We start from the raw sequence: 19,537 nt of genomic DNA, 5'->3' as shown, positions 1-19,537 counted from the left end.
TCTCGTTGAGTCAGATTTTCAAAAATTATTGCAGATTAGTTATTCACACTTTGTTATCTGTTTTCTGTGACATACGGCGCAACAGCGCTCTTATCAGTGTGACTAATAATCCCCCTGTAAACATCCCTAAAAAATAGATCAGCACAATTAGTACAGAAATGGGTAGTGTTATTTGCGTGAAAAGTAGAGATAAGTTCACCGCACCACTATTTTGGAACGCGAACAGTGTGGTCAGAACCACAATAAGCACGAAGCACACCGCATAAACGTATTTCACTCGACAGTCCTTTTCATCTCAGCACACCACATTTCAGTATTAATAAAATAAGTTAACGTCCTGTTTCGACCATCCCTCGCCACCCATTACATAGGGGATAGACACAGATAGCCGATAGTAAAATAGCGTTATTTTGCTATTCACTATCGGCTATTTTTTTTAAGAGCAACTCTATCTATCCTCAGAGTCATTGGAGCGGCAGGTAGCGAACTAACTCCCTGCGGCTTCAAGTACAGAGGGGATTAGTAGTCAACGGCATCTCGGGTAATCGGGCATGTCATGCAGTGACCGCCCCCGCGCCCACGGCCTAATTCACTGCCAACAATTTCAATTACTTCCACCCCTTCTTTACGCAACTGGGTGTTGGTTTTGGTATTGCGGTCATAAGCCATTACCACACCAGGTGACAGGGCGACCATGTTATTACCGCTGTCCCATTGCTGGCGTTCCGTATCGTAATCATTGCCTTCGGTCTCAACCACACGCAGTTTTTTCAGGTTCAACGCCCCAGCGACGGCTTCAACAAAAGTGCCTTTATCGCGACTTAATTTAATGCCGGTTGGGCCTTTATCTGGACGCAGTGAGAAGGTTTGGATTTGATTCACAATCGCCGGGTAGAGAGTGACGACATCGCGGTCGCAGAAAGTAAATACCGTGTCCAAGTGCATTGCGGCACGCAGTTTTGGCATTGCGGCAATCATGACGCGCTCAACTTGCCCTTCACTATTTTTAAACAGTGATTGAGCCAACTGAGTAATGGCCTGATGAGAGGTGCGCTCACTCATGCCAATTAACACCGTTTTATTGCCAATCGGCATGACGTCACCGCCTTCCAGTGTCGCAGTGCCGTGGTGCTGTGTTGGGTCACCCCACCAAACTTTCACATTCGCATCGCCAAAATCTGGGTGGAATTTATAGATGGCGGTCGTCAGAATGGTCTCTTCATGACGGGCTGGCCAATACAGTGGATTCAGTGTCACACCGCCATAAATCCAGCAAGTGGTATCGCGGGTATAAAGGGTATTCGGCAGCGGTGGCAACAGATATTCCGTGATGCCAACCGCTTCGCGGATCAGCTTCAGTTCTTCTTTGTCACATTTACCGTCTTTATGCAGTTCAGTGGTAGACAACCCACCGATCAGTACTTCAGCCAATACGCGTGATGTCAGGCTTTCGAGATAACTACGTGTTTCGTGCAAAATACCTAATGACACTTCGTTAGGCACTATTTGTTGGTCCAGAATCCACTTTTTCGCCACTGGATTATCCAGTGTTTCCGCCAGCAAATTATGCATTTCAACCACATCCACACCGCGCTCACGCATTTTGGTCATAAAATCAAAATGGTCGCGTTTTGCTCTTTCTACCCACAGAACATCATCAAATAATAATTCATCGCAATTACTTGGGGTCAGGCGGTTATGGGCGCGACCGGGGGCGCAAACCATCACTTTATGCAACTTCCCGACTTCAGAGTGAACACCAAACTTAGTTTTGGCGTGAGTTTTCTTAGCTTTATCTGACATAAGAACTCCAATAAATTATATGGTGATAATTCCGGTGAAGATGCTGTAAAGCGCAATAACCGCCGCCACAATAAGCACGATAAACAGTATTCTTTCGTAGGTATTAAAGGCTTTTTGATGCTGTTCACGTTTGGCAATCAAGTACAAGATGGTGCCGGGACCATAGATAATGGCCGACAGCAGCAAGTATTTCAGACCGCCCGCGTAAATCATCAGTGCGGAATAGAAAGTCGCAATAAGGGCAAAAATAAGATCTTTACGGTGACCACGTGCATTGGTTTCGTAAGTCTCACCGGTCCAGGCCAGTTTTAATCCGTAAGCCCCAACTAACAAATAAGGGATCAAGGTTAACGAGCTGGTTAATTCCAATGCCAATTGGAAAGCATAATCAGTAAACAGTGTCAGAATTAAGAACACTTGAATAAAGATATTGGTCAGCCATACCGCAGCTGAAGGCACAGCATTGCTGTTCTCAGTGGCGAATACTCTCGGCATGCTTTTACTCTTAGCCGCCGAGAACAGCACTTCCGCTGCCAGCAGTGACCAAGATAAATAAGCCCCTAATACCGAAATAATTAGACCTATGCTGATGAAGATTGCGCCCCAACGCCCGACGATAGCTTCCAAGACACCGGCCATTGATGGTTGGCGTAATGCCGCCAGATCTGGGCGCAACAGCACACCGTAAGACAGCATGGTGATCAGCACTAACAGACATAGAACCCCAATAAAGCCGAGGACAGTCGCAATACCAACATGGCTACGTTCTTTGGCATAACGTGAATAAACACTCGCCCCTTCAATCCCTAAGAACACAAATACGGTGACCAGCATCGTGCTTCGTACTTGAGAGAATAAGGACTCAGGCTCTACCACTGGTGCCATAACTGCCGCCGCATGACCGACATAGCCATAATCATTCAAGTGGGATAAATCGACGCTTTTAACGACATCCGGCGTACCCCAGAAGTTCAGTGCAAATACATCACCTTTAAAGGCAAAAATCAGCACGATGACGAAAATGAAAATGGGAATGATTTTAGCGAAGGTGGCAATAGTATTAATCGCTGCCGCCTCTTTAACGCCCCGCAATATCAGGATATGGAATCCCCATAAAATAACGGAGGCCACTAATACAGCGGGAATGGTATTACCGTCACCAAATATTGGGAAGAATGCCCCTAGTGTTGATTTGATAAGTACAAAGTAAGAGACGTTACCAATACAAGTACCGGCCCAGAAACCTAATGCAGAAGCGAAACCAAGATAATCCCCGAAGCCTTCTTTTGCGTAAATGAATACACCGGAATCAAGATTAGGTTTGCGCTGAGCTAATGTTTGGAAAACAAAAGCCAGCATTAACATCCCACCCCCAGCAATACACCAGGCAATAAGTGCACCAAAGCCACCTGTTGCCCGCCCGAAAGTTGCTGGTAATGAAAATATACCGGCCCCGATCATTGAACCGACCACTAATGACGTTAGGGCCGGTAAAGATAATTTATTCGTAGATGAATTGGCCATGATGTTCTCAATGACATTGGATAAATTAAGTTGAATGTAGATTCTGCTTATCCTACAAACAGATTCACCTGGACCCACTTATCAATATAAATACATAGTTATGATAGCTTCCTTTAAAACTATTGCATAATGTCGGGAAAGTAGACCAAATCTTACAATGTGTAAATTGTTGCAAAAATTATCACATACATCAGAATTTTGTAATAGTGATCGAAATCATCATTTACTATATTCAACGAACTATTTGCCAGTTTAATTCACTACTTAAAAGTCACCCAGTTAGCATAGAAATCTGTTTTTCTTAAATAGGACATTTAAGGTAATTACAGTATGTGAGCTCATTCAATAAAGCAGGAATGAATAAGAACATATGCTCACTTGCACACCATAATTCTATGGTCTAGTATTAAAGATTAAACCAGTAAAAAACAAAAAAATTTATTCTTTAAATTCAATACGTTGTAATTTATAAGCACTACAAATAAAAATAGTCCATATCTTATAAAAATTATCTATTTCTTTACCTCAAACACCTTATATTGCTCCCCTTATAGCCAGTAACCATCCGGTGATTAGCATAGTTTTAGACTGCGTTTCATTTTTTATAAAAAGGAGTGCGGTGCTGTCTTTATATTCTGTTCGCTTAGTCAATTTTGTCTGAAGAATCAATAAATCGGACAATAGAACAAGCATTACTTAGCTTTTATTTAGAATTCATTTACATTTGTTATCATAAAGTTAAGAAACCATCGTTACATTCGCCCTAAGGCAAACCATCACTTACTCGCACCACAATCAAATTAATTATCAGTTCTTTATTTCATTAAAATCAACACCAGCAGCATAAAAAACTAACGTAACAAATTAATTTAAATAAAGAAAATATCTATTATTCCTCACATTCGTATTAGAAAGACTGATGTTTTCTGTCGAAACGTCTGGCGAAGGGTAAGACTATTACGATGAAATAGCGTAGGAATTGTCCTGTCATTCTACCTTAGAATTCGTCCTATATAGATAACGACGTAATTAAAACGGGTGAATTTAGTATAAAAACTCACATCCCATTAAATAACTCTCCATTCAGATATACATATTGGCCTTCTTATTAAAGCTATCGTTTTAATTTTAGGCTATTCAATACCATTGCCGGATGAGTGATAACACCCCACTTCATTCAGCTAAAAACACCGCCGTGACAAATAGAACAACACAACGAAAAACGGCCCCCATTGGGAGCCGTTACATAGCCAGTCATATTGTAGAATCGGCGGTTATTCTCTCTGCCGCTGGCCCAAAGCTGGCGGAGAGCCCGTCACTGAATAGCCTGCCAAAATAGCCACGAAAGTCATAAATAAATGGCCTTCAGATGAATCCAACAAGAATGAGTTGAAGAAGTTACAGGCCATATAACTGGTCAATACCGCCAGCAGGATATTGCGCAAGGCCGGTGTTTGTTGCCAGATAACCCGATAACAACAAACAATCCACGCCAGGAAGATAATCAACCCAACCACACCTGATTGAATGGTTTCCAACAGATATTGGTTATGTGGATTATTAATTTTGTAATTTATTTCTGGATTCTCGTAATAGAAGCCACCAGCACCATGACCAAGAATCGGTGACTCTTTAATTAACCGCACAGCCTCTATAGCAAATGCCGAACGTTGCCCCATGGAAGTTCGACAGGCATCGTTTACATTGTCTGCTGACGCAGCCATACAGACTTTTATCTCATCAACACCCTGAGTGATACGCTGCGTAGCTTTATTGGGAATAAACAGTAATGCGGCGAATGCAATTGCGCCCAACACCACCAATAGCCCACGTTGACGATTACCCAGTGAGAAGAACAGCCACACACCTAATCCAACCACTAATGCGACATAACCGGTTCGTCCCAAGACCAAGAACAGAATACTGTAACTGGCCGCCACCACAAGTAGGCCGTAGCCCCAGCGTTTCCAGCCCTGACTTTGCACCGCCAGCGCGAGCCACAGCGTAGCCGCCAAAGCCATAAAGAAGTTTTGGGTAATTTGCAGTTTAAAAATGGTTGGATTGGTGGGATCCACATGACCAATCGGGATGTGTAACACCCCAACGGCCAGCGTGCCGACCAATGCCACGGCGTTGGCTGTTAAGAACCCAATACAAAATAGTTTTATCAACCGAGGTTGGTTAATAAAGAAAAGGGCCAACGGCAGAACATAAAGAAATTTCTTATCCTTACCCACCATATCCGGGCCATAACTGTTGTGATGGAACAGCAATGACAATGCCAATAACGCAAACATGGCCGCAGGTAGGTAGATCAGCGGATTTGTCAGTAAGGGTTTGAACTGTAATGATTTACGATTAATAATCAGACAGATTAGGACTAAAACCAGCGATATATTGATGAGGGAGCTGGATGACGGTAAAGAAATACCTAGCAGCAATGCTGTTATACCGCTCAGCATTTCGCTACGACGGTTAGCCGGTGCAGTGACCGGCGAAGAAGTCGATGGGGTTATCATAATTCTCTCAGCTTGAGCGGGTTAGAAGACAATAAGGTTACTGATATAAAACCATTTTTACGCACTCTCAACCGCTATTGCACATTACTGGCTTTGAGTGCGCCAAGTATCAACAGCCGCTATAACATCACTCACCGGAATAGCATTCAAATAACGATCAGTGGTGTCAGTGTCTATCTCATTCGGATGTGGCAACGTTCGGTAGTGACCCGCCCATAACAGGGTGTGCGGAGCCTGCCAGGGATGCCATTGATTAAGGTTACTGGGGCCAAATAGCACCACTGACGGAGTCTGAAGGGCCGCGGCCATATGCATTGCAACTGAATCTACACCAACAAATAGCTTAGCGTTATCGATCAATACTGCCAGTTCCGGCAGCGCCAACTGGCCAGATAAATTGATAACTTTTTCTGTCTGCGTACAACCGGCAATGATTTCAGCAATATAGTCTAGCTCAGCTTGATCTTTGCCCCCTGTCAGCAGCACAGTTTCGCCCTGTTCAGTGAGGTGGTTTATCAGTTGGCTGAATGATTCACTGGCCCAGGTTTTAAACTTCCAGCGGGCAGAAGGCTGAATCACGATATAGTGATGAACAGGGTAATCCCCCATGCCGTATTGCTGGCACAGTTGTTTTACCCGCTCAACATCCTGCGCACTATAAGACATGGTGACGTCGGTGTTGATCTCAGTCAGCTGTAACGGTTCGAGGATATCCAGATTATTCAGCACGGTGTGCCGTTCACCTGCATTGGGAATATCCACCAAAGTAGAATGGCAGTAGCGCCATAGCCAAGTGTCGCGTTTTGGGTAGTGGAAACCAATGCTAAAGCCGGGCTTTAATAAGCGGCAATAAGCCGCCGCACGCCATTGATCAGATAGATTAAGAATCAGATCATAATGGTGCTCTTTTAATGCATTAAATAGTGCTTTTTCGCCACTGATTTGGGCTGTTAAACCTGCATGTTTGAGGCCACGGTCCACAATAAACGCGTGATTGACGGTGTTGTTCTCGCGCAGCATATCCTGCGTGCCGCCATATAATAGAACGTCAATTTTGGCCTGCGGATAGTTCGCTTTTAGTGTATTCAGTAAAGGAGTGGTGAGGAGAACATCGCCGAAATGGCGCAATTTAATGACCAAAATGCGCTGAACACTGTCCTTCTCCCGCAATATGTTTGGCAGGTTAAGTTGCCCAGCAGGTGATTCTGTCTTATTTGATGTATTCATCATCGGATGTGGCATCATCGGCAACAAAAGGGGGCAATAATGCTATCCAAGCACTTGCAACATAGCAATCACTTATTTTTGGCTATATTGCTAGCCATTACATAACTGGGGCCGATGAGTTTAACGCACCTAGGGGCACTTCGGCGGCTTATGCCGCTACGCCCCCAACGGCACGCTTCCCCATCGTTTCATATTTGTGTTGTCGATTTACCCCACGAAACCAATTGACGTTATCGGTGCCGGTAGATTGAGTGCGGACAACGCGCAAGAACCGGAGCATACATCAGTATGTGACGGTGATGAGCACTGCCCCGGAGCTCAAGCTGGCAAACAAGGTAGTTAATTTTAATCGTCAATTTCACAGGCCCGGAGCCTTCCATAAAGACGTCGTCAACCCACTGTCCACCAGCGTCAACTGGTCGGTATACACCGCTTGCCAGTTTGTTTTGGCTGCTTGATAAAGTGCTTTATGCTCAGTATTTGGCGTATATTCTCGCTCCCAGCGCACTAGCCGCTCACCGGTTTTATCCAGCGCCTCATAAAGCCCGACACCAACTCCTGCCGCAATGGCACAACCTAACGCGGTGGCCTCTTTGACAACCGGCACACGCACTGGAATTCCGGTGACATCCGCCAAGATTTGGCTCCACAATTTGCCTTTTGATCCTCCGCCCGCAAAGACGACGGAAGAAGCTTTGACGCCAGAGAATTCGGCAATTTGAGCCAGATTACAGGCCGAGACTATGGCGGCGTTCTCTTCCAACGCGCGGAATAAAGTCGCTTTGTTGCACTTTTCAGGGTCGAGTGAAAGGTTGATAAATGAAGGTGCGGCGTGATACCAAGATTTAAAACGCATCACATCGGAGAAAATAGGCATCACCCCGTAAGCCCCTGCGGGGACGCGCGCCGCCATATCTTCTAACAAACTGTAAGTGTCGATGCCCAGCCGCTGTGCCAGCAATTTCTCTTCGGCACAAAATGCATCACGGAACCAGCGCATCGTCAGGCCGGTAAAGAAGCTGATGGATTCTGCTTGCACCATACCGGGAATAACATGGGGATTGATGCGTGTATTCATATTGGGATCGGTGATTGGCTTAGGCAAGTTGACCACCTGCTGCCAGAAAGTACCGCCCAATACCGCTGTTTGTCCCGGTTGTACCACCCCAAGCCCCAGGCAGCCAAGTTGCACATCACCACCGCCCATCACGACTGGCGTTCCTGCCAGCAAGCCACACTCTTGTGCCGCTTGCGCCGTGACATGACCGAGTAAGGTGCCGGTCTCTTTAACTGGCGATAAAATATCGGCGCGCAACCCAGCCATCTCCAGCAAGTGTGGCTGCCAGTTGCGAGTGACTAAATCCAACATTCCGGTAGTGCCCGCATTGGAAGGGTCAACCGCCAATTCGCCACTGAGCATATTCGCCAGCCAGTCGCTTATCATGGTTAACGTCCCCGCCTGACGATAAATATCTGGCCGATAATGCGCCAGCCACAGTAGCCGTGGCATCGCACTCAGTGCCAGTGTCTGGCCGGAACATTGATAGACCTCAAGCTCAAATCCATGATTATGCAGCTCTTTCAGTTCACTCACTTCACGGCTGGCACGCGCATCCACATTGGCGCAGGCCCAGATTGGCTTGCCGCTGCGGTCATAGAGCACAATCCCTTCGCGCATTGAGCAAGCCGCAACTGCACGGATAGCGCTAGCCGGGAGTTTGGCCTGATGCAGTGCCTGACGAATGCACTGGCAGGTCAATTTCCAGTTGGTGGTTAAATCAAACTCCATCGACCCTGGGACATCAGGTACTGGAAGATGTAGCCATTCAGCCTGCCCGGCTGCTATCTGATTACCATTGAGATCAAATATTACAGCCCGAACACTGCCAGTGCCGGCATCCAGAGCCATCAGATATTCACCCGATGTGGTGGTCGTACAGAGTTGACTCATTGCGCTACCCTCTGTTTTATATGGATTTATGAATAAACCAGTCCTCTACTGCCATGAATAAATTTTTGTATTAAGAAGCAAAAACTATTGGCGTCATTTATGTGAGTAATACACAAGCCTAAGCTGACAACTAAAATAGCCAATTAAATCAGTTTAATAATAGAACGCGCGGTTAGCTCATCAGTGACTAAAGCATTGACATACTTGCCTTGCAGCGCAGCAACAATCGCTTCTGATTTCTCAATGCCACCCGCCACACCAATAACCGTCGGGATATTGGTCAGTTCGGCCAGTGAAATGCCGATCAATTCTTGGTGGATTTGCATATCTGGCACCAATGCGCCATCGGCCTGCATAAAGTAGCCAAGGATATCGCCGACCGCCCCTTTGCGGCTGAACATCAGCTGTTCACCTTCACCGATATAACCGGAGCGCAAAATAGTGGCTTCTTTTTGCTGATTCACCGAGCCAATACCAACCACGGCTACATCCGCCGCTCGTGCTGCCAACATCACATCGCGCACACTGTTTTCCTGACGGAATGTTTCGGCCACTTTGGCACTGGATGCACGCAACGGCGCAGGAATAATACTGACCTGACAAGCAGCATCTAGCTGGCCAATCCCGGTCATATAAGAGCCAACTCCGCCAGACAGTGTCACTAAGCGAACTTGCTGTGAGGCGATAAAACCACTCAAATGCTGCAGTGCGCACATGGTGGTTTCGCCAAATCCCACCGCCAGCAGTTGCTGTGGTTGTATTAATGCCATCAATAAATGCGCGGCACCAATACCCAACCGGCTACTGATGCTGAGATCAGCCAGAGAAGGCAGAATGCGGATATGCTTGAGGCCAAAATGCTGTTGCAATTGGTTTTCCAGTTCCAGACAACCTTCATAACGCGAGTTAATCTGTACCCGGATTACCCCGGACTGACGGCCTTTCTCCAGTAATCTGGAGACCTTCAACCTGGTCAGCCCCAGCAGTTCGCCAATATCCCCTTGTGTTAAGCCATCGTGATAATAAAACCACGCAATGCGAGCGAGCAGTTCCTCTTCACTCATGCTATTACCCGGATATTTGTATTCATCATTGGACGACATGGGTTTTTCTTTCATTACCGCTTTTTCTTTCATCATTCCCGACATTTCTCTTCTGGCTTTACTCATCATTCATCAGCTCAATCCCAGAGCCACGAATGTTAAATATCAATTGATAACTACGCTAACAGCTTAAACAACATATTTGAACATATTTTAATTTAAATTTTTTTATTCACGAAAATGTGATCTTGATTACGCCATAAATGGGATTATACAGCTATCTTTTTTGAACACTTTTAATTTTAAATTATTTTTGTTCACTTGGAGCCACGATGCCGCAGACTATCACCACCCCGCCACCGCTGCTCCAAGTACGTGGTATCAGCAAACAGTTTTCTGGTGTAGTGGTATTGAAAAGTATCGACTTTACTCTGCTACCGGGTCAGGTCCATGCCCTATTAGGGGGGAATGGTGCAGGTAAATCGACATTGATGAAAATCATTGCAGGCGTGCTACCACCAGACAGCGGCACCATTGAGATCAATGGGCAACCCTGCCTTAACCTCACTCCAGCCAAAGCTCATCAGTTAGGTATTTATCTGGTGCCGCAAGAGCCAATGCTATTTGCCAACCTATCCGTGCAGGAAAATATCCTGTTCCGGTTACCGAAACACCAAGCTGATAAGAAGAAAATGGCGCAGTTGCTGCAAAGCTTGGGCTGTCATCTGGATTTATCGGCCAGCGCCGGTTCACTGGATGTCGCTGACCAACAATTAGTGGAGATCATGCGCGGCTTGATGCGTGACTCACGTATTTTAATTCTTGATGAACCTACGGCTTCGCTAACACCAGCAGAAACCAATCGCTTATTCAGTCAGATCAAAATGTTATTGCAACAAGGTGTCGGCGTGGTTTTTATCTCCCACAAACTGCCGGAGATTCGTCAGTTAGCCGATTGGGTCAGTGTCATGCGCGATGGCGGTATCGCCCTGAGTGGGGCAACCACTGATTTCTCAACCGACACTATTATTCAGGCTATTACTCCACAGGCTAAAAATAGCGAGTTATCTGATACCCAAAAGTTATGGTTAGAACTGCCCGGCAACCGCCGTTCGCAAGCTCGCGCTCAGTCAAATCAGCCGGTGATACAAGTGAGTGATCTGAGTGGCGAAGGTTTTGCTCATATCTCTTTTGAGGTTCGCGCCGGTGAAATTCTGGGGTTAGCGGGCGTCGTCGGTGCGGGCAGAACTGAATTGGCCGAAACCCTCTACGGCTTACGCCCCGCCAGTGGTGGCCGCGTGTTACTGGAAGATATCGACATCACCGCGATGAAAACCGTCAATCGTCTGGCAACTGGTCTGGTTTATCTGCCAGAAGACCGGCAGGCGTCCGGCCTCTATCTGGATGCCCCACTGAGCTGGAATGTGTGCTCACTGACTCAGCGTAATCAAGGGTTATGGACTCATCCGGCACAGGAAGCTGCCATTCTGGAACGTTATCGTCGGGCGCTGAACATCAAATTCAATCACCTCGAGCAACCGGTGCGCACCTTATCCGGGGGCAACCAGCAAAAACTGCTGATAGCCAAGTGTCTGGAGGCCAATCCGCTCTTACTGATTATTGATGAACCCACTCGTGGCGTGGATGTTTCAGCCCGCAGTGATATCTATCAATTGATCCGCAGTATTGCCGAGCAGCATGTCGCGATCATTTTTATCTCGTCAGATCTAGAAGAAGTGGTGCAGATGGCGGATCGCGTGTTGGTGATGCACCAAGGAGAGATCAGTGGCGCACTGGATGGCAGTGCCATGAACGTCGATACCATTATGCATTTGGCTTTCGGTGAACATCATACCGACGCCCATCAGTCCGCTGAAAATGAGGGCGCATCATGTTGAAATTTATCCAAAATAACCGCGAAGGTACTGCACTACTGGCGATTCTCGCCCTCTTTGCCCTACTCGGCGTGATCGACCGTAACTATTTCAACTTACAAACTTTCACCATGATCTTCAGCAGCGCACAGATCCTGATCCTGCTGGCGATCGGTGCCACCATGGTGATGCTAACCCGCAATATCGACGTGTCGGTCGGCTCCATTACCGGTTTATGTGCGGTAACAGTGGGTATGGCACTCAATGCCGGTTTTGGTTTGGCACTCTCTTGCCTGTTTGCGCTGCTGGTTGGCATGCTGACCGGCTTCTTTAATGGCATTTTGGTGACCTGGCTGAGGATCCCGGCGATTGTCGCCACCCTGGGTACGTTGGGGTTATATCGCGGTCTGATGCTGTTGCTCACTGGCGGTAAATGGATCGAAGGGTTGCCAGCTACTCTCAAAAGCTTATCAACCCCCATTCTGTTTTCTATCTCACCCATTGGCTGGCTGATTATGTTGCTGATTATCGCCATGGCCTTATTACTGGGGAAAACCGCTTTTGGCCGCAGCTTCTACGCCACTGGCGATAACTTGCAGGGCGCTCGCCAATTGGGGATCCGCACCGACAGCATTCGTATTTTTGCTTTCTCAATGAATGGCGTGATGGCGGCGCTGGCCGGGATCGTCTTTGCTTCACAAATTGGTTTTATCCCAAATCAGACTGGCAGTGGCCTGGAGATGAAAGCCATCGCCGCCTGTGTACTGGGTGGGATCAGTCTGTTGGGCGGCACCGGCACAATTATTGGCGCGATCCTCGGGGCTTATCTACTAACACAAATCGACAGTGTGCTAGTCCTGCTGCGCCTCCCGGCCTGGTGGAATGACTTTATCGCCGGTTTGGTATTGCTCGGGGTGCTGGTGTTCGATGGCCGCCTGCGCTGCGCGGTAGAACGTAATATCCGCCAACAGAAATATGCCAGATTCAATACCCGGCCAGTCAGGGCTGATAAGAAGAAAAAGAAATCTACTCTACCCAAAGGGTATAAAAAAGAGGTGGCACCATGAGTTTATACCGGCGTTACGGATGGGAACTGGCTCTGGCGGCGTTGTTGGTGCTGGAAATCCTGCTGTTTGGTTTATCAAATTCACGCATGTTGGATATCAATGTGCTGCTGTTTAGTACCAGTGATTTTATCTGTATCGGCATAGTGGCCCTGCCACTGACGATGGTGATTGTCAGTGGCGGCATCGACATCTCATTTGGCTCCACAATTGGATTGTGCTCAATATTCTTGGGCGTGATGTTCCAGGCGGGTGTCCCGATGAGTATCGCCATCCCACTGACATTTTTGGTTGGCGCATTGTGCGGTTTGATTAACGCCGGGCTGATTCTGTATACCGGCGTCAACCCGTTGGTGATTACCCTCGGTACTATGTATCTGTTCGGCGGCAGCGCGCTGCTGTTATCGGGTATGTCCGGTGCTACCGGCTATGAAGGAATTGGCGGCTTCCCAACCGCCTTTACCGATTTTGCCAACCAAACCCTCTTCGGCCTGCCAGTACCACTGGTTATCTTTATGGTCTGTGTGTTGCTGTTTTGGCTGCTCATGCACCGCACCCACAGTGGCCGTAACGTTTTCCTTATTGGGCAAAACAGCCGAGTGGCACGTTACAGCGCTCTGCCCGTCGCGCGCACCCTATGCATCCTGTATGCCCTGACCGGCGTGGCCTCTGCCATTGCCGCCGTCTTACTGGTTTCTTACTTCGGCTCTGCGCGCTCTGATTTAGGGGCATCATTCCTGATGCCGGCTATCACTGCCGTCGTCTTGGGTGGCGCCAATATCTATGGCGGTTCTGGCTCCATCCTTGGTACAGCACTGGCGGTATTACTGGTGGGTTACTTGCAACAAGGCCTGCAAATGATTGGCACGCCAAACCAGATATCCAGCGCACTGTCCGGTGCATTACTGATTCTGGTGGTGGTTGGCCGCTCTATTAGCCTCCATCGGCATTTGATTTATGAATGGCTGCAACGTCGTCGCAGCAGACACACCCTAGGTTAACACTCTAATTTAAAAAGAAATTATTGTAACGAAATGCCAACACCTCTCTACCCCTTACAGAACAGTAATTCGGAGAATGCAATGAAAACACCAAGATTAAAAAAGCTGGCGCTGGTTTGTGCCCTCGGATTTACCTGTATCACTTTTAGCGCAATCAATGCCGTGCAAGCGGCAGAACGCATCGCATTTATCCCGAAATTGGTCGGGGTTGGTTTCTTCACCAGTGGTGGTAAAGGTGCCGTCGATGCGGGCAAAGAGCTGGGTGTGGATGTCACCTATGATGGCCCGACAGAGCCCAGTGTTTCGGGCCAGGTTCAGTTGATCAACAACTTCGTCAACCAAGGCTATAACGCCATTGTGGTTTCTGCGGTTTCACCTGATGGCCTGTGCCCGGCATTAAAACGCGCCATGCAGCGGGGCGTCAAAATTCTGACTTGGGACTCTGATACCAAACCAGAATGTCGTTCGATTTATATTAACCAAGGGACACCTAATCAATTGGGGTCAATGCTGGTTGATATGGCCGCCAATCAGGTGAAAAAAGACCAAGCCAAAGTGGCATTTTTCTATTCCAGCCCGACAGTGACCGACCAGAACCAATGGGTGAATGAAGCGAAGAAAAAAATCCAGCAGGAACACCCCGGCTGGGAGGTGGTAACCACACAGTTTGGCTATAACGACGCCACCAAATCATTGCAAACCGCAGAAGGCATTTTGAAAGCGTATGGCGATCTCGATGCCATTATTGCCCCTGATGCTAACGCCCTGCCCGCCGCGGCTCAGGCCGCAGAAAACCTGAAACGCGACAATGTGGCGATTGTCGGCTTCAGTACCCCGAATGTGATGCGCCCTTATGTTGAACGCGGCACGGTCAAAGAGTTCGGTCTGTGGGATGTGGTAAACCAAGGCAAAATCTCAGTTTATGTGGCCAATGAGATGCTGAAAAAAGGCGACCTGAATGTTGGCGATAAAATTGATATCCCGAACATTGGCGTAGTCGAAGTGGTGCCAAACAGTGTTCAAGGTTATGCCCATGAAGCCAAAGGCAACGGCATTGTGTTACTGCCGCAGCGGGTCATTTTCACCAAAGAGAACATCGACAAATACGATTTCTAATCTCGGCGGCCCGCTGCATGGTGGCGGCGGGCCACACTATTATTTCTCACCTCCGGTTGGAGTAATTACAGATGGCTGATTTAGACGATATCAAAGACGGTAAAGACTTCGGAATTGGCGTGCCGCAGAAAAATCCTGCATTTACGCTAAAAGGCTGCGGCTCGCTCGATTGGGGAATGCAATCTCGTCTGGCGCGGATTTTCAATCCGAAAACCAACCGCACCGTGATGCTGGCATTCGATCACGGCTATTTTCAGGGGCCAACCACCGGTTTGGAGCGGATTGATATCAATATCGCCCCGCTGTTTGACTATGCCGATGTCTTAATGTGTACCCGTGGTATTTTGCGCAGTATCGTTCCTGCGGCCGCTAACCGCCCAGTGGTGCTGCGTGCATCTGGGGCTAACTCAATTTTGACCGACTTATCCAACGAAGCCGTGGCAGTGGCGATGGAAGATGCTTTGCGGCTCAACTCCTGCGCCGTTGCGGCACAGGTTTACATCGGAACCGAGCATGAGCATCAGTCAATTAAGAATATTATCCAGTTAGTTGACCAAGGCTTGCGCTACGGTATGCCGACCATGGCGGTAACCGGCGTCGGTAAAGACATGGCCCGTGACCAGCGCTACTTCTCTTTGGCGACACGTATTGCCGCCGAAATGGGCGCGCAGGTGATTAAAACCTATTATGTCGACAGTGGTTTTGAGCGCATTGCCGCCGGTTGTCCGGTGCCGATTGTCATTGCGGGCGGTAAAAAATTGCCTGAGCGGGACGCGCTGGAAATGTGCTATCAGGCCATAGATCAGGGCGCGTCTGGCGTGGATATGGGCCGAAATATCTTCCAGTCAGAAGCCCCAATTGCCATGCTGAAAGCCGTGCATGCCGTGGTACATAAAAATGAGAATGCGGAAACGGCTTATAAGCTGTTCCTACATGAAAAAGGTTGAATATAAATGGCTGCCAGCCCTTGGCTGGCAAGCGATGACAAGGAGAAAGCCATGCATGTCACCCTCGTCGAAATTAATGTAAAAGATGACAAAGTTGAGCAGTTTATTGAGGTTTTCCGTGCCAACCATTTAGGTTCTATTCGCGAGCCCGGAAATTTACGTTTTGATGTGCTGCGAGACGAAACCATTCCCACCCGCTTTTATATTTATGAAGCTTATGCCGATGAAAACGCGGTAGCTGCCCATAAGAAAACGCCGCATTACCTAAAATGTGTCGAAGAGTTGGAAGGGTTAATGACCGGTCCACGTAAGAAAACCGTGTTTGTTGGTCTGATGCCTTAATCGATACGGGCAGTAGAGTTTTTATGCTGCCCACATTCTCTGCTGTAATTTCTCCCTCGGTAAGCTCCCGCGAAAAAGCTATATTGAAAACCTTGGCTCTGGCACCTTGCTGAATAAGAGGCGGGTTTACACTATGATTTTTCATCTTTACACCGGGAGTTAAGCATGAAAAATACCATCACGCTGTTGAGCATCTTATTCTTCAGTTGCGGGGCTGTTTATGCTAGTGGGCTCCCTACCGGCAGCAATAGTTTTGATTTTGTCATACCGCAAACTAGCAAAAAAATAGAGGTTTTTAGCTATCAACCACCAGAGGCCACCACTCAAACGCCCATCGTATTCGTCCTGTCGGGGCTAAATCGCGATGCCGATAAATATCGCGATGCTTGGGTAGAAAATGCCAGAAAAAATAAACTGACGGTTATGGCTCCGCATTTCAGTAAGCAAGATTATCCCGGCAGTGATAGCTATAATCTGGGTAATCTGGTGGATGCCCAGAGCGGTAAATTAAATCCAAAAGGAGCATGGGCATTTACTGTCATCGATTCTCTGTTTGCTGATATGCAACATCAGGGTATTACCCAACAAACACACTATTATATATTCGGAAATAGCGCTGGTTGCCAGTTTGTCCACCGCATGCTGACATTATTACCCGAGCCAAAAGTCAAAGCGGCTATCTGTGCCGCTGCAGGTTGGTGGACAATGCCAAGTAATAAAGTGCCGTGGCCGTATGGTTTAGCTAACGCCCCGATAGCCGTAAGCCAGCAACAATTAGCTGATTATTTTGCTTTGCCGGTGCTAATTACCGTGGGCAGTAAAGATAATAATCCTAACCATCCACTGTTGCGCCGCTCCAGCGAAGCAATGGCCCAAGGGAATAGCCGATTAGCGCGGGCGAAAACTTATTTTCTAACAGCCAGGCAGCAAGCCCAGCAAGATAACGTGCCGTTTAACTGGCAATTTTCTATCTTGCCAGGTGTGGGCCACAGTGGCAGTAAAATGTCAGCGTATGCTGCTGAACAATTTGCCTGGTTTGAGCAACATGGAAAGTTTAGGACACAGAAGTAAGACTCAGAAATTTTGCGGGTCAAATATGGATATTAATATCTCTAATACAAGAATTAGAGATATGCTTTCATTATTCTTGAGAACTTATATTCTGCATAAACTACATCAAAATGTTAATGCCATGTTTTTGTACAATTGACAGCAATTTAAGTGATAAACCGTTGGGATGTTTTGCACCATTTTCCCATTTCTGAATAGTCGGAACACGGGTACTCAAATTACTCATGTCTTGTTTAGCAAACATTCTTTTTTCTACTTATACTTAATTAGCCGGTAATAAACGCTTTCTAGCTAAGGTGATAAGAGTTCTATCACCACTAGTGGCATTGCAGACTCCGAACTATCGACTCTCGTATTTTATTCAGCCTTTTCCGTTTTCTCGGTAACTTTCCATTTTCCGTTAACCCACTCGCGGGTCGTCAATACCACGGACTCACCATCTGCGGTATAACCTTCGGTCACTTCTTCGATCAGCACCGGTTTATCATTGGCAAGCTGATAAGTTGAGGATTGATGCCAGCAGCAACCACTTTTGGTGAAAGTAGTAATGGTTTTCGTTTTTTTGTCGACCCCAAATAATCCCAGATTAGTGCTGGCCAGTTCCGTCAAACTAGCATTAATACGGAACTGTTGTTTGGTAACATCGAACAGATAAATATCATAAGATGGCCCACCGTAGGCGCCGCTATTACCATTACGTAGCGCAATATCGTCATAATTATCAAAGTTAATATCTTCGATAACCAATCCGCTATTATTATCGCCATACATCTCTATCAAATTGGTTGTAGCTTTACCTTTGGTGTCCAGCTCAATAAAAATATTTTCCATTGCAATACGCTGGAATAGTTCACCACGATCTTTCTTGAAAATATCTAAGGTACCCACCCCTTCGCAGGTCGAGTAGGATTTATTATCATTGCACCCTGCCACACTGAGAATAAAGTCCCACTGCTCGGAAGCGCCTTTAATAACAGAAACATTACCGCTACCAGAAAGTGCTTTAATGCGGTTTATCATGCTATTACTCAGGCAGACATCATCCTGACACAGGTCACGCTCTTTCAACCAGGCCAACTGTTGCTGTTTCGCCACCGCTTTATCCTGCTGCTTAATATAGGCCTGATAATCTTTATTCAGTACCGCATCTAATTGCTGTAACTGGCTGCTGGAACAGATATTCTTCTCTGTCACTGTGGTCGCTTTACTGCAATCCATAGCAAAAATTGCGGTGGAAAATAATGAGATAGGAAGCAAAAGCAGCAAAGATAAATTACGCATGATAGTCCTTTAAAATAGAGAAGCGTCAGTTAAGATAAATGCTAATAAAACAGTAGCATGAAGCTGACAGCATTTCACTGAGCGGGTTATCGTGCTCAACCGACTTATGATAATAAGTACCCCGGTTATCAGATAACGCCTATCAGCAAAATGCCTCTTGTGCGTTATTCTTAGCGCCGAAGATAATGATTGGCAGCCTTTCTGCGATATCGCGCTCTATATGCTGTGCTCTCCACTGTAAACAGGAGTTTCTATGACTATCACTCATCGCCTGACACTGGCTTTGGCTTTATCCACCACACTGCTAGCTGGTTCAGTTAACGCTAATAGCTTATTAGACTCAGTAAAGAGTGCCGCAGATCAGTACAGTAAATCTGGCGACAGTTCATCTTCACTGTCGTCGCTAACGGGTTTACTTAATGGTGGCGATAAGGGACTGAGTGCCAGTTCCATGACCAATGCCGCCGGTATATTGCAATATTGCGTACAAAATAATGTGCTATCCGCCAATGGTACCAACGCCATTAAAGACCAACTGATGAGTAAGCTAGGGATCACCAGCACTGAAAATGCTAAGAGCCAAGACTATCAGGAAGGTTTAGGTGGGCTACTGAAAACTGGCGAAGGGAAGAGTTTAAATCTGAACGATCTTGGTAGCGAGCAAATTACAGAAAAAATCAAAACCAAAGCCTGTGATTTAGTGCTAAAACAAGGTAAATCGTTCTTGTTGAATTAATAGAATCAGAAATAGCAAAGCGCGGCTTATGGCTGCGC

General features: G+C 47.0%; 16 protein-coding genes and 1 pseudogene. 8 read left to right on the top strand and 9 right to left on the bottom strand.

Annotated elements, in window-relative coordinates; all coding sequences use genetic code 11:
- Nucleotides 1-43: 43 nt before the first annotated feature.
- The 7 genes from FTA96_RS12520 to lsrR form a co-directional block, all read right to left on the bottom strand.
- Complete coding sequence (locus FTA96_RS12520; protein ID WP_050109554.1) at nucleotides 44-277, bottom strand: lipopolysaccharide assembly protein LapA domain-containing protein; 234 nt, start codon at nucleotides 275-277, stop codon at nucleotides 44-46.
- 242 nt (nucleotides 278-519) lie between these two features.
- Entirely contained in the window at nucleotides 520-1,803 is a 1,284-nt protein-coding gene (gene arcA, locus FTA96_RS12515; protein WP_050109555.1) for an arginine deiminase, read from the bottom strand.
- 15 nt (nucleotides 1,804-1,818) lie between these two features.
- Nucleotides 1,819-3,327 (bottom strand): amino acid permease, encoded by a 1,509-nt coding sequence (locus tag FTA96_RS12510; protein ID WP_050150406.1) that lies wholly within the window; start codon nucleotides 3,325-3,327, stop codon nucleotides 1,819-1,821.
- Nucleotides 3,328-4,601: 1,274 nt separating this feature from the next.
- Nucleotides 4,602-5,846: an O-antigen polysaccharide ligase WaaL-ps gene (gene waaL-ps / locus FTA96_RS12505; protein ID WP_145573916.1), complete on the bottom strand. Its 1,245-nt coding sequence runs from the start codon at nucleotides 5,844-5,846 to the stop codon at nucleotides 4,602-4,604.
- An 84-nt stretch (nucleotides 5,847-5,930) separates the two neighbouring features.
- Nucleotides 5,931-7,076, bottom strand: coding sequence for a putative lipopolysaccharide heptosyltransferase III (gene rfaQ, locus FTA96_RS12500; RefSeq protein ID WP_145573914.1), 1,146 nt, complete (start codon nucleotides 7,074-7,076; stop codon nucleotides 5,931-5,933).
- Nucleotides 7,077-7,431: 355 nt separating this feature from the next.
- Nucleotides 7,432-9,024 (bottom strand): autoinducer-2 kinase, encoded by a 1,593-nt coding sequence (gene lsrK / locus FTA96_RS12495; protein WP_050133311.1) that lies wholly within the window; start codon nucleotides 9,022-9,024, stop codon nucleotides 7,432-7,434.
- Nucleotides 9,025-9,167: 143 nt separating this feature from the next.
- The gene (lsrR, locus tag FTA96_RS12490; RefSeq protein ID WP_172665406.1) at nucleotides 9,168-10,163 is read right to left on the bottom strand and encodes a transcriptional regulator LsrR; all 996 of its coding nucleotides are present in this window, start codon (nucleotides 10,161-10,163) and stop codon (nucleotides 9,168-9,170) included.
- A gap of 236 nt (nucleotides 10,164-10,399) precedes the next feature.
- On the opposite strand from lsrR, the gene lsrA reads away from it, so the two are divergent.
- The 7 genes from lsrA (at nucleotide 10,400) to FTA96_RS23510 (ending at nucleotide 17,482) form a co-directional block, all read left to right on the top strand.
- Nucleotides 10,400-11,965, top strand: coding sequence for an autoinducer 2 ABC transporter ATP-binding protein LsrA (lsrA, locus tag FTA96_RS12480; protein ID WP_087817015.1), 1,566 nt, complete (start codon nucleotides 10,400-10,402; stop codon nucleotides 11,963-11,965).
- Complete coding sequence (gene lsrC / locus FTA96_RS12475; protein ID WP_050109560.1) at nucleotides 11,959-13,008, top strand: autoinducer 2 ABC transporter permease LsrC; 1,050 nt, start codon at nucleotides 11,959-11,961, stop codon at nucleotides 13,006-13,008. Before lsrA ends, lsrC begins: the two co-directional genes overlap by 7 nt.
- Complete coding sequence (gene lsrD, locus FTA96_RS12470) at nucleotides 13,005-14,006, top strand: autoinducer 2 ABC transporter permease LsrD (protein ID WP_050109561.1); 1,002 nt, start codon at nucleotides 13,005-13,007, stop codon at nucleotides 14,004-14,006. The genes lsrC and lsrD overlap by 4 nt, the downstream gene beginning before the upstream one ends.
- A gap of 81 nt (nucleotides 14,007-14,087) precedes the next feature.
- Complete coding sequence (lsrB, locus tag FTA96_RS12465; RefSeq protein ID WP_050121658.1) at nucleotides 14,088-15,122, top strand: autoinducer 2 ABC transporter substrate-binding protein LsrB; 1,035 nt, start codon at nucleotides 14,088-14,090, stop codon at nucleotides 15,120-15,122.
- Nucleotides 15,123-15,193: 71 nt separating this feature from the next.
- A complete protein-coding gene (gene lsrF, locus FTA96_RS12460) occupies nucleotides 15,194-16,069 on the top strand; it encodes a 3-hydroxy-5-phosphonooxypentane-2,4-dione thiolase (RefSeq protein WP_050109563.1) in 876 nt (291 codons plus the stop codon).
- 51 nt (nucleotides 16,070-16,120) lie between these two features.
- Nucleotides 16,121-16,411, top strand: coding sequence for a (4S)-4-hydroxy-5-phosphonooxypentane-2,3-dione isomerase (lsrG, locus tag FTA96_RS12455; protein ID WP_050109581.1), 291 nt, complete (start codon nucleotides 16,121-16,123; stop codon nucleotides 16,409-16,411).
- A gap of 165 nt (nucleotides 16,412-16,576) precedes the next feature.
- Entirely contained in the window at nucleotides 16,577-17,482 is a 906-nt protein-coding gene (locus FTA96_RS23510) for a hypothetical protein (protein WP_074008250.1), read from the top strand.
- Between the two features lie 100 nt (nucleotides 17,483-17,582).
- Here FTA96_RS23510 and FTA96_RS23505 read toward each other — a convergent pair.
- Nucleotides 17,583-17,699 (bottom strand): annotated as a pseudogene (locus FTA96_RS23505) (helix-turn-helix domain-containing protein); the annotation flags it as partial.
- 140 nt (nucleotides 17,700-17,839) lie between these two features.
- The gene (locus FTA96_RS12440) at nucleotides 17,840-18,763 is read right to left on the bottom strand and encodes a lysozyme inhibitor LprI family protein (protein ID WP_050150410.1); all 924 of its coding nucleotides are present in this window, start codon (nucleotides 18,761-18,763) and stop codon (nucleotides 17,840-17,842) included.
- A 253-nt stretch (nucleotides 18,764-19,016) separates the two neighbouring features.
- On the opposite strand from FTA96_RS12440, the gene FTA96_RS12435 reads away from it, so the two are divergent.
- Entirely contained in the window at nucleotides 19,017-19,499 is a 483-nt protein-coding gene (locus tag FTA96_RS12435) for a DUF2501 domain-containing protein (protein WP_145573912.1), read from the top strand.
- Nucleotides 19,500-19,537 lie beyond the last annotated feature (38 nt).

The sequence above is a fragment of the Yersinia alsatica genome (assembly GCF_902170305.1).
In the GTDB taxonomy this organism is placed as follows: domain Bacteria; phylum Pseudomonadota; class Gammaproteobacteria; order Enterobacterales; family Enterobacteriaceae; genus Yersinia; species Yersinia alsatica.
This window is presented reverse-complemented; position numbering and strand designations above follow the sequence as displayed.

Excerpts from the sequence above, each read along its gene's own strand:
- arcA (WP_050109555.1), bottom strand. The coding sequence starts at position 1,803 with ATGTCAGATAAAGCTAAGAAAACTCACGCCAAAACTAAGTTTGGTGTT.
- FTA96_RS12510 (WP_050150406.1), bottom strand. The coding sequence starts at position 3,327 with ATGGCCAATTCATCTACGAATAAATTATCTTTACCGGCCCTAACGTCA.
- waaL-ps (WP_145573916.1), bottom strand. The coding sequence starts at position 5,846 with ATGATAACCCCATCGACTTCTTCGCCGGTCACTGCACCGGCTAACCGT.
- rfaQ (WP_145573914.1), bottom strand. The coding sequence starts at position 7,076 with ATGATGAATACATCAAATAAGACAGAATCACCTGCTGGGCAACTTAAC.
- lsrK (WP_050133311.1), bottom strand. The coding sequence starts at position 9,024 with ATGAGTCAACTCTGTACGACCACCACATCGGGTGAATATCTGATGGCT.
- lsrR (WP_172665406.1), bottom strand. The coding sequence starts at position 10,163 with ATGATGAAAGAAAAAGCGGTAATGAAAGAAAAACCCATGTCGTCCAAT.
- lsrA (WP_087817015.1), top strand. The coding sequence starts at position 10,400 with ATGCCGCAGACTATCACCACCCCGCCACCGCTGCTCCAAGTACGTGGT.
- lsrC (WP_050109560.1), top strand. The coding sequence starts at position 11,959 with ATGTTGAAATTTATCCAAAATAACCGCGAAGGTACTGCACTACTGGCG.
- lsrD (WP_050109561.1), top strand. The coding sequence starts at position 13,005 with ATGAGTTTATACCGGCGTTACGGATGGGAACTGGCTCTGGCGGCGTTG.
- lsrB (WP_050121658.1), top strand. The coding sequence starts at position 14,088 with ATGAAAACACCAAGATTAAAAAAGCTGGCGCTGGTTTGTGCCCTCGGA.
- lsrF (WP_050109563.1), top strand. The coding sequence starts at position 15,194 with ATGGCTGATTTAGACGATATCAAAGACGGTAAAGACTTCGGAATTGGC.
- lsrG (WP_050109581.1), top strand. The coding sequence starts at position 16,121 with ATGCATGTCACCCTCGTCGAAATTAATGTAAAAGATGACAAAGTTGAG.
- FTA96_RS23510 (WP_074008250.1), top strand. The coding sequence starts at position 16,577 with ATGAAAAATACCATCACGCTGTTGAGCATCTTATTCTTCAGTTGCGGG.
- FTA96_RS12440 (WP_050150410.1), bottom strand. The coding sequence starts at position 18,763 with ATGCGTAATTTATCTTTGCTGCTTTTGCTTCCTATCTCATTATTTTCC.
- FTA96_RS12435 (WP_145573912.1), top strand. The coding sequence starts at position 19,017 with ATGACTATCACTCATCGCCTGACACTGGCTTTGGCTTTATCCACCACA.